Annotated in this window: 8 protein-coding genes; 3 read left to right on the top strand and 5 right to left on the bottom strand. The window is 30.8% G+C overall.

Annotated elements, in window-relative coordinates; all coding sequences use genetic code 11:
- Nucleotides 1–101: 101 nt before the first annotated feature.
- The 3 genes from EGM88_RS10655 to EGM88_RS10645 all read left to right on the top strand — a co-directional run bounded on the left by EGM88_RS10655 (nucleotide 102) and on the right by EGM88_RS10645 (nucleotide 4087).
- Nucleotides 102–3359: an efflux RND transporter permease subunit gene (locus tag EGM88_RS10655; protein ID WP_123898277.1), complete on the top strand. Its 3258-nt coding sequence runs from the start codon at nucleotides 102–104 to the stop codon at nucleotides 3357–3359.
- Between the two features lie 72 nt (nucleotides 3360–3431).
- Complete coding sequence (locus EGM88_RS10650) at nucleotides 3432–3737, top strand: hypothetical protein (RefSeq protein ID WP_123898276.1); 306 nt, start codon at nucleotides 3432–3434, stop codon at nucleotides 3735–3737.
- A gap of 143 nt (nucleotides 3738–3880) precedes the next feature.
- Nucleotides 3881–4087, top strand: coding sequence for a YgaP family membrane protein (locus EGM88_RS10645; RefSeq protein WP_123898275.1), 207 nt, complete (start codon nucleotides 3881–3883; stop codon nucleotides 4085–4087).
- A gap of 188 nt (nucleotides 4088–4275) precedes the next feature.
- Here the strand turns inward: EGM88_RS10645 and EGM88_RS10640 are convergent, their stop codons facing one another.
- From EGM88_RS10640 to EGM88_RS10620, 5 genes are all read right to left on the bottom strand, one after another.
- Nucleotides 4276–6273 carry a protein-disulfide reductase DsbD family protein gene (locus tag EGM88_RS10640; protein WP_123898274.1) on the bottom strand — a complete coding sequence of 666 codons (1998 nt, stop codon included), beginning with the start codon at nucleotides 6271–6273 and terminating at the stop codon, nucleotides 4276–4278.
- Nucleotides 6274–6330: 57 nt separating this feature from the next.
- Nucleotides 6331–6780 carry a protein-disulfide reductase DsbD domain-containing protein gene (locus EGM88_RS10635; RefSeq protein WP_123898273.1) on the bottom strand — a complete coding sequence of 150 codons (450 nt, stop codon included), beginning with the start codon at nucleotides 6778–6780 and terminating at the stop codon, nucleotides 6331–6333.
- A gap of 149 nt (nucleotides 6781–6929) precedes the next feature.
- A complete protein-coding gene (locus tag EGM88_RS10630) occupies nucleotides 6930–9749 on the bottom strand; it encodes a M16 family metallopeptidase (RefSeq protein WP_123898272.1) in 2820 nt (939 codons plus the stop codon).
- 159 nt (nucleotides 9750–9908) lie between these two features.
- Nucleotides 9909–11249 carry a RagB/SusD family nutrient uptake outer membrane protein gene (locus tag EGM88_RS10625; RefSeq protein WP_123898271.1) on the bottom strand — a complete coding sequence of 447 codons (1341 nt, stop codon included), beginning with the start codon at nucleotides 11247–11249 and terminating at the stop codon, nucleotides 9909–9911.
- Between the two features lie 15 nt (nucleotides 11250–11264).
- Nucleotides 11265–14726: a SusC/RagA family TonB-linked outer membrane protein gene (locus tag EGM88_RS10620; RefSeq protein ID WP_123898270.1), complete on the bottom strand. Its 3462-nt coding sequence runs from the start codon at nucleotides 14724–14726 to the stop codon at nucleotides 11265–11267.
- Between the last annotated feature and the right edge of the window lie 179 nt (nucleotides 14727–14905).

Here is a 14905-nt window from a genome sequence, read left to right as displayed (position 1 = left end):
AAAAAGAAGCTCGTTTACAGTTCTTTTTAAGATTATGAGTTTAATATTAACTAATAAAATACCCCAATTTAGTTTCCTTTTTAGGGATAGGGGCTACAATTATGAAAGAAGGAATCGCAGGTAAAATCGCCAAGGTTTTTATGCAATCTAAGTTAACAGTACTGTTAATGATTGTATTTATGGTTATTGGTGTTTATAGTTCGTTTTTAATTCCACGTGAGGAAGAACCACAAATTGATGTACCTATGGCTGACATTTTTGTTGGTTATCCTGGTGCTAGTCCTACGGAAGTAGAATCACGTGTAATAAAGCCATTAGAGCAGTTAATTTCAAATATTAAAGGTGTAGAGTATGTGTACTCAACATCAATGAAAGAGCAGGGGATGGTTACCGTACAGTTTTATGTAGGTGAAGATATTGAGCGTTCGTTTGTGAAACTTTACAACGAAGTTAATAAGCATATGGATAAAATGCCTGAAGGGGTAACGTTTCCATTAGTGAAAACAAGAGCTATTGATGATGTTCCAATGCTTGCCTTAACATTATGGAGTGAGAGTTATGATGATTATCAATTAGGTCAATTGGCAGAAGAATTAGAGGGGGAAATAAAAAAAGTGAAAGATGTAGCTATAACCAATAAAATTGGAGGTAGAAAGCGACAGTTACGTGTAGTTTTAGATAAAGATAAATTAGCGGCTAGTGGTTTAGATTTTTTATCGGTTTCTGAAATGATTAAGGCAAATAATAGCCAATTAAATTCAGGGAGCTTTGATAAAAATGATACTGAGTTTCTTATAAACACAGGTAAGTTTTTAGAAACAGTTACCGATATTGAGAATTTAGTAGTAGGTGTTCAACAAAATCAACCTATTTATTTAAAACAAATAGCAACTATTATTGATGGTCCAGAGGTACCTCAAAATTATGTTAGTTTAGGATTTGGTCAAGGCAGCGAAAAAGTACAAAACTATAAATCAGATTATCCTGCGGTTACTATTTCTATAGCCAAAAGAAAAGGTGCAGATGCTATGAAAATAGCAGAAGTTATTATTGATAAGGTAGACCATTTACGAGCTAATCTAATTCCAGATGACGTACATGTAGAAATTACTAGAAATTATGGAGAAACAGCTTCTCATAAAGTATCTGAATTATTATTGCACCTTATTGGTTCTATTGTAGCTGTAACTTTTGTAGTAATGCTTGCTATGGGCTGGCGTGGTGGTTTGGTAGTGTTTTTATCTGTACCTATTACATTTGCTTTAACGCTATTAAGTTATTATGTAATGGATTACACATTAAACCGAATTACATTATTTGCTTTAGTTTTTGTAACAGGTATTGTGGTTGATGACTCTATTATTATTGCTGAGAATATGCATAGGCATTTTAAAATGAAACGTTTGCCATTTAAGCAAGCGGCATTATATGCAATTAATGAAGTTGGAAACCCAACTATTTTAGCAACATTTACGGTTATAGCTTCTGTGTTACCTATGGCTTTTGTTTCTGGTTTAATGGGACCTTATATGGCACCTATGCCAATTGGAGCTTCAATAGCTATGATTTTATCACTGTTTGTGGCATTAACAGCAACACCTTATTTAGGGTATATTTTCTTAAGAGAAAAAACAAAAAAAGGAGAGCCAGAAAAGGTTAAAAAACCTTTAGAAAATACGTTGATTTATCGTTTGTATAACAAATTTGAGCGTCCATTGATGGAAAGCAAAGCAAAACGTTGGATGTTCTTAGCAATTACCTTTTTTGTTTTGTTAGGCACTATGATGTTATTTTTTACCAATTCAGTAGCTGTAAAAATGTTACCTTTTGATAACAAAAATGAATTTCAGGTTGTTATTGATATGCCTGAAGGTACAACTTTAGAGCGTACTGGTGTTGTAGCACAAGAAATATCTCAATACTTATCTACTCGGCCAGAAGTTGTAAATTATCAAAATTATATAGGTACTTCTGCACCAATTACATTTAATGGTTTAGTACGTCATTATGATTTACGAGGAGGTAGTAATATGGCAGATATTCAAGTAAATTTATTAGACAAAGAGAATCGCAGTGCTCAAAGTCATGATATTGCTAAATTATTACGTCCAGATATTCAAAAAATAGCTGCAAAGTTCAACGCAAATGTCAAACTTGTGGAAGTGCCACCAGGACCTCCAGTAATGTCAACTATTGTTGCTGAGGTTTATGGACCAGATTATAATGAGCAAATTAAAATTGCAAATAACATCCAATCCATTTTACATAATACTGATGATGTAGTAGATGTTGATTGGATGGTTGAGTCAGATCAAACCGAATTTCAATTTGTTATTGATAAGGAAAAAGCTATGTTATATGGTGTTGCACCTCAACAAATTACTTATACAATGAACATGGCATTATCTGATAGAGCCATAACAACATTGTATGATGAAGATGCAAGTAACCAAGTGGGATTAGTGCTAAGTTTAGATGAAAAAGAAAAGTCTACAATAACTGATATTTCTCAGTTAAAAGTAAAATCAAAACAGGGAACAATGATTCCTATTGCCGATTTGGTAACCATTAATGAAACTACTAGTGCAAAAAGTATTTTTCGTAAAAATCAAAAGCGGGTGGTTTATGTATTGGCTGATATGGCTGGTAAATTGGAAAGTCCTGCCTATGCCATTTTAGGAATGGAAAAAAAATTAAAAGAAATTCCATTGCCAAAAGGATATGAGATCAATGAATTGTATTTAGAGCAACCTGATTTTGAAGATAATTATACTGTAAAATGGGATGGAGAATGGCAAATTACCTTAGAAGTATTTAGGGATTTAGGAATAGCTTTTTTAGGTGCTATTATTCTAATTTATATTTTAATTGTAGGTTGGTTTCAAAACTTTAAAGCTCCTATTGTAATGATGGTGGCTATACCGCTATCATTGATTGGAATTATTTTGGGACACTGGATAATGGGAGCCTTTTTTACAGCCACTTCTTTTATAGGTATGATTGCTTTAGCTGGTATTATGGTACGAAACTCAGTGTTATTAATTGACTTTATTAATCTTAGAACAGCAGAAGGTATTCCTTTAAAACAAGCTGCAATTGAAGCTGGAGCAGTAAGAACAACTCCTATTTTGTTAACCGCAGGAACAGTTGTTATTGGTGCATTTGTAATTCTGTTTGATCCAATTTTTCAAGGATTAGCTATATCATTAATGGGGGGAACAATTGTTTCTACAGTACTGACATTGTTGGTAGTACCATTAGTATACTATATGATAGAGAAAAAGAAATGGGAACATACAGAAAGTAGTGAAGACGATTATCATAAAATAAAAGAAACAGAAAATAAAGACGAGAAGTAGAGTTTAAGTATTAACACGCCATTTGATTCTCCACATTTAAAGGGGGCTAAAGGCTTTTAAATATAGAGGAATATGAAACTATTAATAATCACTGCAGTAGCAGCCTATGATAAAGCTATTAGGCAAATGCTAAAAATTTCGGAAGTGAAAACATTTTCTTATCAAAATGTAAAAGGTTTTAGAGGTTTACCTAGTGAAGTTGAAGATGAAAACTGGTTTGGAAGCAGTAGAAATGAAAGCCAATCAATACTTTATTATGCTTTTGTAGAGAATAAAAATGTAGATCAACTTTTTAAATTGGTTGAAGAGTTTAATGGTAAGCAAGAAGTATTATCAAAAGTGCATTTGGCCGTAGTAAATATTGAGAGGTCAAATTAGCTTATTGTTTTTTAAGTAGTTGATAATTAATGGTTAATGGTTTGGATATATAAGATTATTTGAATTGTTTTAAGTGTTTAGAAAATAATTAGAATATCTATTTTCTGAAATAATAGGAAATATCAATATAAAAATTAAAAATAATGATTAATAGATGGATTAGAGCAATAGCAGGAACTTTTGTAATTGTTAGTGTGTTATTGGCAATGTATGTAAATCAAAATTGGCTATGGTTTACGCTATTTGTAGGTGCAAACTTATTACAATCTTCTTTTACACGGTGGTGTTTAATGGAAAAAATCCTTTTTAAATTGGGTGTAAAAGAAGAAGGCGATAGCTGTAAAGCTTAGTATTTAGTAAATAGTTTTCAGTAAGAAATCCAGTTTCAAAAAGAAATTATTTGATGACTAATGAAATTGCATTGGTACGAGGTTAAAGACAATTAATTTCTGTTACTATTTTCGTAATTTGATTCTGTGATTTCTCTGAGAATTATTACAATTTTTTTAAAATCTATCTATTTACCTAATCAAAATTCTTATTTAAACTTTTTAATTCCATCTTCTAACCAAGCCAAATATTCATCAGCATTTGGTGTATAAGCAACAGGATCATTTAAATTTTCTTCATTGTGGTCTATCAATACATAAAATGGTTGTGTATTGGCTTTAAAGCGAATAGTTTGGAATTCGCTCCATTTTTGTCCAATATATTTTAATTTTTTACCAGGTCGTAATTTAGATTCAACTTCTTCACCTTTTGGCAATGGGCGTTTATCATCAACATATAAAGAAATTAGCACAACTTTATTTTTTAATTTGTCTAATATTTCAGGTTTAGGCCATACGTTTTGTTCCATTTTTCGGCAATTAACACAAGCCCATCCGGTAAAATCTAACATTATAGGTTTTCCTACTTTTTTAGCATAGGCAAGACCTAAATCGTAATCATTAAAGGCTAAAATATCGTGAGGAGCTAATAAATGTGCACCTTCAGGAATTTCAGTTACAGAAGCTGTTGATCCTCCAGATTTAGAATTACCAACACCATAAGGAGATTCACTATAATCAAGAGGAGGAGGGAAGGCTGAAATTATATTTAATGGAGCTCCCCATAACCCAGGAATCATATAAATAGTAAAAGTTAAAGCTAGTAAACCTAAACTTAATCTCCCAACGGAAATATGTTGTAAAGGAGAATCGTGAGGCAATTTTATTTTACCAAATAAATACAGAGCTAAGGTTCCAAAAATAGCAATCCAAATAGCTATAAAAACTTCACGTTCTAACCAATGCAGTTGTAACACTAAATCGGCTTGAGATAAAAATTTAAAAGCTAAGGCTAATTCTAAAAATCCTAAAACTACTTTTACCGTATTTAACCATCCACCAGATTTTGGTAATGAATTTAACCAACCAGGAAATGCAGCAAAAAGAGCGAAAGGTAATGCAATAGCTAAAGAGAAACCAAGCATGCCAATTACAGGTGCTAATCCTCCTTTTGAAGCAGCTTCAACAAGTAAAGTTCCAACAATAGGTCCCGTACAAGAAAAAGAAACAATAGCTAAAGCTAAAGCCATAAAAAAGATACCAACAAGACCACCTCTATCTGCTTGATTGTCAATTTTAGTACCCCAAGAACTAGGTAAGGTAATTTCAAAAGCTCCTAAAAATGAAATAGCAAAAATTACTAATAGCAAAAAGAAAATAACATTAAACCAAACATTAGTAGCCAAAGCATTTAAGGCATCAGCACCAAAAATAGCAGTTACGGCTATACCTAAAATTAAATAGATTAGAATGATTGAAATTCCGTAAATAATTGCATTTTTAATACCTGCAGCCTTTGATTTACTTTGTTTGGTAAAAAAGCTCACTGTCATCGGTATCATAGGAAATACACATGGTGTTAATAAAGCTGCAAAACCTGATAAAAATGCAATAAAAAATATTGCCCACAATCCTTTTTTAGATTCATCTTTAACAGTACTGTCCGTACTAACTTTAGATGTTTTATTTTCAGTGTCTGTATTACTTTTAGAGTCTGCAGTAGCATCAACCTTGCTTGCTCCACTTGTAGCACCATTTTTTATGTTAAAAACAAAATCTTTAATTGTTGGAGGCGTACACATTTTGTCATCACAAGCCATAAATTCAACCTCACCATTTACTACTGATAATTCCTCATTTAATATTCGGATACGTTGTCTGAATTCTGTTTTATTCTCAAAATATTTAATTTTCATTTTAAAAACAGGGTCATCTACTATTCGACCATCCTCTTCATTGGTGTTTCCTACTAATTCAAAATCGTCATTGGTGTAAAAGGTAAAAGTAGTAGGAATTGGGCCATCTTCAGGAACATCTTGAGAGTATAAATGCCAACCATTTTCAATGGTAGCGGTAGCAATTAAAGTATATTCAGTGTCTGAATTTTTTTCAAAAGTTGTTTCCCATTTTACTGGATCAACTAATTGTGAATAAATAGTGTTAGAAACGAATAAAAGTAAAAAGAGAGGTGCTAAGAATTTTGACATGTATTGTATTATTTTTTAGCTAAGACGTAAGTTATTTAAATAACTTTCAAAAAGTATTTAATTTAAACTAAATTCTAAATCTATTGTTGTAGGAGGAGTACATTGTCTATCATCGCATGCCATAAATTCTACTTCTCCGGTTATTTTTTTTATTGGTTTTAAAACTTTAATACGTTGTTTAAAAGAGGTTTTCTTTTCAAAGTATTTAATTTCCATATTAAAAACAGCATCTTGTACTGTAATGCCTTTTTCTTCTTTAGTATTCCCTTTTTTTACGTAACTAGAATTACTATTAAATATAAATGTAGTAGGTATAGGACCATCTTCAGGTACGGTTTGCGAATATAAATGCCAACCAGAATCTATTGTTGCTGTAGCAATTAATTCGTAATCAGTATCTGATATTTTTTTTACAGAAGTTGACCATTTTACAGGATTAACCATTTGAGCTTGTATTACGGTAGTTGTTAGTGACACAACTAAAAAAAGTATATATAATTTTTTCATTTTATGTATATGAATTCATTTAACGCAAAAATAAGCATTTCCCTTTAGTTTATTGGTGTTAAAAAAGGGTTAAAATTTAGTTTAAAAAGAAAATCACCTCGAAATACAACGAGGTGATTTTTAAAATTAGAAGTATTTTTCAATTTAAATTACTTTTCATTTTTTTCTGGCAACAAAATAAACTCGGCATAATTATTATAATTAAAGTATCTATTTGCTACTTTCTTAAAATGAGTTGTATTCAATTTTTCAATGTCAGTTTTATAATTTGGAATATCATTAAAGTTTAGATTGTACTCAATAGCAGTTTTTATTTTTGACGCCCAATAGCCATTATATTCTAAATAAGTTTTAGCATTTGCCAGTTCGGCCTTTTTGATTTTAGAAACATCTTCTTCTTTAGGACCTTCAGTTTTTAGTTTGTTAATTTCTTCATTAACTTGCTTAATTAGCTTATTTACATTAGCTGGGTCGCATGTAAACTGAATGTTTAATCGATACCAATCATAGGGTTTATCAGAAGCGAAACCAGATACACGCACACCATAAACACCCGACATTTTTTCTCTAAGCTCTTCGGTCAATTTAATTTTTAATAACTTACCAATTAGGCTAATATCTTGCTTTTCTTTTAATGAAAAATTTAGTTTTCCAGTAAATCGTATATCAACACTAGCTTTATTGTCTATGCCTTTATAAAAAGTTTGTTTTATAGAACCTTCATTATAACGTAAGCCAATATCTTTCCAAGTACTTTTTGTGTTTAAATCAGAAGGAAGAGAAGCAAGGTATTGCTCAGAAAAATCTTTTATAGCTTCTAAGTCAAAACTACCAACAAAAATAAAAGTAAATTCGTTAGCCGAAGAAAACCGCTCTTTATAGAAATTATAAGCTTGGTCTAGGTTTAGACTCTTTTCAATCTGCTCTTCAGTGAGTGATACTGCCCTTAAATGGTTATTTGACATTATTTTACTTACTTCTTCATTAAAATATGCCGATGGACTATTTTTATATGCTTTAATACTTGAAATCATGTTGTTTTTACTCACATTAAAAGCATTTTGATCTTTATTTGGAGCAGTAAAATATAAATGAACCATTTGAAATAAAGTTTCTAAACTTTCAAAATTACTATTACCAGAAACTAATTCTTCATAATAATTTATGCGAGGTGTAACAGAAACGGTTTTGCCCATTAATAATTTTTTTAGATTGATGTCTGTGATATTATTAATTCCACTTGAACCTATAATGTTACCTGCATTTCTGGTAGAAACATAAATAGAATCGTTAGCAGTAGAACTTCCGCCGGGTCTAAAAGCATTTAAATAGATGATATCATTTTGAAATGTTGTTGGTTTTGCTATAACAGTAACGCCATTTGATAGTTTAAAGGTTGTTATATCTACCTCTTTATTATATTTAGTTTCAATAATTTCGCCCCTACTTGGTAATGTCTCCATCAAGGCCTTATCTGCCAGTTTATCTTTATATGTTTCAATATTTTTAGTAGGGGTGGATTTTAATGTTTTTAATATCCAATCTTCACTAGGTAATACCACTTCTTTTTTTTCTGGTGCATTTATTACGATTGTTATATTTTCTTCACCAATCCATTTTTTAGCAATACCATTTACTTCATCAAGTGTAATATTAGCTAGTTGATTTTTATAAAATTTATAATTAAATGCGACACCAGGTATTGGTTTTTGATCGGTAAAATTATCAATGAGCAGTTCTGTATAACTTTTTGACGACAATTTATCAGCTTCTTTATTTAAAGTTTGTACTCTGTTTAGTAAATAATTTTTATATCTGTTGAATTCAGAATTTGTAAAACCGTATTTTTTAGCCCGTTCACTTTCAATGAGCAAATCTTCAATTCCATTTTTAATTTGATTTTCCTTTAAAGCGGCTCTCAAGTAATAAGCACCTTTATTGCCTAAAAACTTTCCTATACCAGTACCCGTAGCCAAAAAAGGAGAATTTGCTTGCTCTTTTAAATCAGATAGTCGTTGATTTAACATACCTGTATATAAAGTTTCTAATAAACTTTCTCTATAATCTTGTAATGTTGTTTCAGTTTTTTTCTCTTTTTTATAATAAACAGCTACAGTTGTAAAAGAAGCTTCTTTGTCTGTAATAATTGTGGCTTTTGGTTCTTTATTGTCGGGAATACTATAATAAATACGTTCTCTAGGATTTTTAAGAGGTTTTATGCTACTAAACAATTTTTTAATTTTAGTCTCAGTTTCTTTTAAGTCAATATCACCTACAATTACTAATGCCATTAAATCAGGTCTATACCAATCTTTATAAAAACGCTTAAGAGCTTTGTGTTTTCCATTTAAAATTAGATCTAATTTACCGATAGGAATTCTTTCAGCGTATCTTGAATTATTTGTTAAAACCGGTATTGATTGGTAATACATACGCATACTGGCTCCACTTCGGGCTCTTAATTCTTCAGCAACTACACCACGTTCATTATCAATTTCTTGATCAGAAAATTCAATACCATCGGCCCAATCTCGCAAAATGTGTAAGCTTGTATTGTAAATGCTATCGATATCAGTAGGGACAGTAAGTTTATATACCGTTTCATCAAAACCAGTATGGGCATTTAAGTCAGCTCCAAATTGTACGCCAATACGTTGTAAATAGTCTATTAAATCATTTTTATGAAAGCTTTTAGTTCCATTAAAAGCCATGTGTTCTACAAAATGAGCAAAACCTTGTTGGTCATTATCTTCTAATATAGAGCCAACATTAAGGACTAATCTTAATTCTGCTTTATTTTTAGGTTTTTCATTATGTTTAAGATAATAAGTTAATCCATTAGATAAAGTACCTGTTTTTACGTTAGGGTCTATTGGTATATTCTGATTTAAATCAAATGATACATTTTGAGCTGTTATATTATAAGCAGACAAAAATATAATAATGTATATGATGTTTAAGAATCTCATATTGTTAATTTTAAGTTGTTTATTAACTAATAACAGGAATTTGTGTTATTAGTTTAAATAAGTTTGAAAAGGTGTAAATAATAAAGCTATAAACTATACTATAGTTTATAGCTTTATAAAAAAAAAATTCAAATATGTAGTTGAGATGTATACTTAGATTTATTCATAACCAGGATTTTGATCAGCTAAACTTAATGCACCATTGTTTAGCAGTTCAGATTCTGGAAAAGGTAAAATATATTGATTGCTACTTGTTACGGTAGGTTTTATATCCATTATTTTTCCAAATCGGATTGCTGCAAACCAAACACTTCCGTTTTCGAATCCTAATTCTCTTGCTATTTCATAAAAAATATCATCTTTTATTTCGTCTATAGAAGTAGCTTCACTATCACCTATTTCTGCACGGTTTCTAATTATATTTAAAGGTTCTGCAATTTCTTCTAAAGTAGCTCCATTAAATGCCAAGGCTTCTGCTTTCATTAAATAAACTTGAGCCAATCTTAAAAAATATGTAGGTCTAAACGTATCTTCATTATTTGTTTTAGCAATTAGAGTACCGTTGAATAAATAAGGTTCTCTAGGGTCATCAATCATTAAATCGGTATACCAACCTGTTAATTTTCTACCCGTATAATAACGTTTACGATTATTATTGTCTATATCAGTAGTTTCGTCTCTGTACGTCATAAATATCATTTCTTCAGAGTCTAAACCTTTACTAAATACGGTTTCATAATCAGGAGCTAAATCTCTAGTTGCGTCTGATATTATTTCATCAGTTAAAGTTACTACTTCATCATATTTACCTTGATAGAGTAAAACTTTTGCCTTTAGAGTTTTTGCACTTGTTTTAGAAGCTCTATAAGTTACGGTAAAGTCTGGAGCATTTTCAATAGCAAAATCTAAATCATCTAAAATTCTAGAATAACATTCAGCCACGGAGCTTCTGGGCATATCTTTATTTACAAAATTTACTGGATCGTTTCTTAAAATAATACCCAATGAGCTATTTAAATCAAAAAATTGACCGAAATATCGTAAGGCATCAAAAGTGGCCATTGCTCTTAGGTAGCGAGCTTCTCCAATAAGTTCAGTTTTACTATAAGCTTCAAATTCGTTTTCAGGAAACTCTTCAATTACAGCAATTGCATTATTAGCATGATCTATAACAGTGTTAAAAATAGTCCAATAATTATTGACAAAGATATTGTCATATTTCACATCATTATCGTTGAATTGACCATTAATTGACCCAAATCCCGTACTCATTGTCCCCGCTAATCCACCTGGAATTGTTTCGGTGTACATGTAATAATAAGCATTGGTTCTGGAAGTTATAGTAGCATAAATTCCGTTAATTAAAGCATTTGCATCAGTTTCATCTGATACAACATTTTCAGGTACTAAATTATTAGGAGGGTCATTTTCTAATACATCTGTAAGTTGGCATGATATACTAAAAAGAACTAAACTTATATATAATATTATTTTTTTCATCTTTATTATTTTAAATTAAAATCCTACTCTTATACCAGCTGTAAATACCTTAGAAATAGGGTATCTATTATTGTCTCTTCCTGAGCTAATATCATTATTGTATAAGTTTGATGCTTCAGGGTCAGCACCTGGATAATTTGTTAATGTCCATAAATTTTGTCCAGAAAGAAATATAGAAGCACTTTTTAAATATTTAATCTTTTCAAGTAAAGGTTTAGGGAAAGTATACCTTAAGTTGATAGTTTTTAAACGTAAAAAAGAAGCATCATAAATGTAATGACTTGATATTCTAGAGTTGTTATTAGGATCTTTATATACCATTCTAGGTATTGAACTAGAAGTGTTATCTGGAGTCCAAGCATTGAGTACATCAGCATCTTTATTTTCGCCAAAATATGTACTGTAAAAATTGGTAGCTCTAGATTTTCCGAAAGCATACAAATCATTACCAACAGAGTAAGTAAAAAAGGTAGAAAGTGTGAATCCTTTATAAGTGAAAGAATTGTTTATTCCTCCAAAAAAATCGGCTTGTGTATCTCCAATAATTTGTTGGTCTAAGCTTGTAATACGTCCATCAGGTACACCATCTGCTCCAGAAATGTCTTTAAATTTTATATCGCCTGGACTGGTTTCATCATCTTGATAGTAACCTGTTGGTGAATTGGAATTTAAAGCATCAATTTCGGCTTGTGTTTGAAAAAGACCTTCGGCTTTGTAACCGTAAAGTAAACCAATAGGGCTTCCTTCTTTTAAATAACCACCACCTGTAAATCCAGTAAGAATACCTGTGTCACTTTTAAAATCATCATTTATTTTGGTTAAGGTATTTTTATTTTTACTTATGTTAAAACCGAGAGTCCAATTGAAATCTTTTTTATCAATTAAAATACCTTTCATTTCAAGTTCAATACCTTTATTCTCAGTATTTCCAATGTTAGCAATAGTTGTAGAATATCCAGTACTTCCAGGAAGTTTTACATAAAATAAATTATCAATTGTATTTTTAGTATAATAACCTAAGGTGCCTGATAATCGTTGGTCTAATATTGTAAAATCAATACCTAAATCAAATTGGTTTGTGGTTTCCCATTTTAGATTGTCATTTCCTAATTGACTTAAAATAATAGCAGGTTCATTGCCATAATCGTAAGCTTGAAATAATGTTCTCCAAGCATAAGAGCTGAAGTCTTGTTGTCCTGTTTTTCCTATACTAATTCTGAGTTTAAGCTCGTCAATTATCTTGTTGTTTTCTAAGAATTTTTCATTAGAAATTCGCCAAGCAAAAGCTGCAGCAGGAAAAAATGCATGTTGATTGTTTGATGCAAATTTTGAAGACCCATCAAGACGTGCAGATAGGGTTAATAAATATTTGTTTTTATAATCGTAGTTAACTCTTCCAAAATACGATTCAAGTCCAGAACCTTCTTCATAAGAAGATCCACTTGTAGAAACTGTTGCACTATTAATATTTGTTAGAACGTTATTAAAATAACCTTCTCCCCATGCTTTTACCCAAGAAGATTTTCTTTTCTCAAAAGATACACCTAATACACCATCAATGTGATGATCTTCTCCAATATAACCGTTGTAGTTTAGTGTATTTTCCCATAAGGTATTGGTAATTCTACTTCTACTTTCTTGAGCATAAGCATCTCCATCGCCGTAAAGTCTATGCCATCCACCAGTAAAAGTAAATTTAGGATAAAAACTTATTTGGTTTCCATTATTGTAGTTTAAAGCAAATTTAGATTTAATATTTAGCCCTTTAGCCAATTGAATTTGAGTATAGAAAGAGCCTAATAATAATAAAGTTTTATTTTTATTAGACGCTTTAGAACGAGCTACTGGATTTTCTAATGAATATTGATTAGAATAAGAATAGTTGCCATCTTCATCAAAAACAGGTACATCAGGTCTAAAGTCATAAATTAACTGAGTTAAACCACCGTCAAGTGCTTTTTGATCTGTAAATGAAACATTGAGTTTTGAACCAAATTTTATAATTTTACTTACTTCGGTATCAATATTTAAATTATATGAATATCTATCAAAACCACTATTTTCGTACACACCGTCTTGGGTGTTAATACCTAATGATGTATTGTATCTTGTTTTTTTAGATCCACCAAAAACACCAAGATTAAAAACCGTTGTTATTGGGTTACTTGGACTTATTTCTTCCTCCCAATTAGTATCTGCATTTCCAAAATAGGAGCCATCTTTTACACTTTGGGCATAAGCATCATTAGAAGAACCATTGTTTACAGCGTTTGTCCATACTTGTTTAAACTCTGCCGCATTTAATACATCTAATGTTTTTGCAGTTTGTGTTGAAGTGGACAAGGAAGCGGTAAATTGAGGACTTCCTTCATAAACCCCTTGTTTTGTATTAATTATTATAACTCCATTAGCAGCTCTAGAACCATATATAGCGGCAGCAGAAGCATCTTTTAAAACACTAATAGATTCAATATCATTACTATTAATATTACCAATAGGAGTGCTAATACCATCTTGAGATAATTCATTACCTAATACATTACCTTCTGGACCACCTACGGGAATATTACTGTCAATTGTAACTGGTATACCATCTATAACATACAAAGGTTGGTTAGAACCAAAAAGAGAAGTGGTACCTCTAATTCTAATTCTTGCAGCTGCTCCTGGTTGTCCTGTTGCTGAAGATACATAAACACCAGCTATTTGACCTTGTAGTGCATAGTCTAAATTAACTGTAGGAGATTGAGAGGTAATATTTTTAATATCAACGGTTCCTACAGACCCAGTTATTGCTTCTCTTTTAACTTCACCATACCCAACTAATACAACTTCTTCTAATGCCGCTGTATCGGGTTCTAACTGAACATTAATAATGTTACGATTGTTAATGTCAATTTCAGCAGTTTTATACCCTATAAAAGTAATTACAAGTGTTTTAGCGTTAGAAGGTAAGTTTATATTATACTTTCCATCAAAATTTGTACTTGTACCTAAGTTTGTGCCTTTTATTAATATTGTAGCACCAGGTAATGGTTGATTGTTTTCATCAGTTACTATTCCTTTTAGTGTTTGTTGAAAAACTGGTTTAGTAGACTTTTCCTTTATAATTATTGTATCATTATTGGAAAGTTCAAAATTAAAATCACCTTTAGACAATCCTTTTTGGAGTAATTTATTAGCACTAATTCTGCCTTTTTTTACTGAAACTTTAGGGTAATTTTTAAACAAATCTGACCTATAAACAAAGGTATATTTTGTTTGTTTTTTTATGATGTCAAAAATTTCATCAACGGTTATTGTTTTGTCACTATCAATTACAACTTTTGCGTTTTGAGAAATTAGTTCTCCACTCGAGAGACTAAAAACTGATGTACAAAACAATAATAAAAACGTTTTCATAAGATTGATAATGTGTTTTTTCCGAACTCCAATGCCTATTGGAAAGAAATGAACATGTGTTAATTTATTTTTCATAAATTCGCGTTGTAGGTTAGTTAAACATTATTTTAATTAATTTTTACAGTTAAGGGGACTCTAGGTTTGTGTTGTGAGAGATGTGAACCTGATTCCTCTTTTTTTATTATTTCTTTTTGAACTGAAAAATTCAAAAATTTTAAGTTGAAAGATTCGCTCTTTTTTTAACGAGATCTTAT

Source organism: Aureibaculum marinum (assembly GCF_003813905.1).
GTDB classification, from domain to species: Bacteria; Bacteroidota; Bacteroidia; order Flavobacteriales; family Flavobacteriaceae; genus Aureibaculum; species Aureibaculum marinum.
This window is presented reverse-complemented; position numbering and strand designations above follow the sequence as displayed.

What these genes read in the sequence shown, in the direction of transcription:
- EGM88_RS10635 (WP_123898273.1), bottom strand. Translation starts at nt 6,780, where the DNA reads ATGAAAAAATTATATATACTTTTTTTAGTTGTGTCACTAACAACTACC.
- EGM88_RS10630 (WP_123898272.1), bottom strand. Translation starts at nt 9,749, where the DNA reads ATGAGATTCTTAAACATCATATACATTATTATATTTTTGTCTGCTTAT.
- EGM88_RS10650 (WP_123898276.1), top strand. Translation starts at nt 3,432, where the DNA reads ATGAAACTATTAATAATCACTGCAGTAGCAGCCTATGATAAAGCTATT.
- EGM88_RS10645 (WP_123898275.1), top strand. Translation starts at nt 3,881, where the DNA reads ATGATTAATAGATGGATTAGAGCAATAGCAGGAACTTTTGTAATTGTT.
- EGM88_RS10655 (WP_123898277.1), top strand. Translation starts at nt 102, where the DNA reads ATGAAAGAAGGAATCGCAGGTAAAATCGCCAAGGTTTTTATGCAATCT.
- EGM88_RS10620 (WP_123898270.1), bottom strand. Translation starts at nt 14,726, where the DNA reads ATGAAAAATAAATTAACACATGTTCATTTCTTTCCAATAGGCATTGGA.
- EGM88_RS10640 (WP_123898274.1), bottom strand. Translation starts at nt 6,273, where the DNA reads ATGTCAAAATTCTTAGCACCTCTCTTTTTACTTTTATTCGTTTCTAAC.
- EGM88_RS10625 (WP_123898271.1), bottom strand. Translation starts at nt 11,249, where the DNA reads ATGAAAAAAATAATATTATATATAAGTTTAGTTCTTTTTAGTATATCA.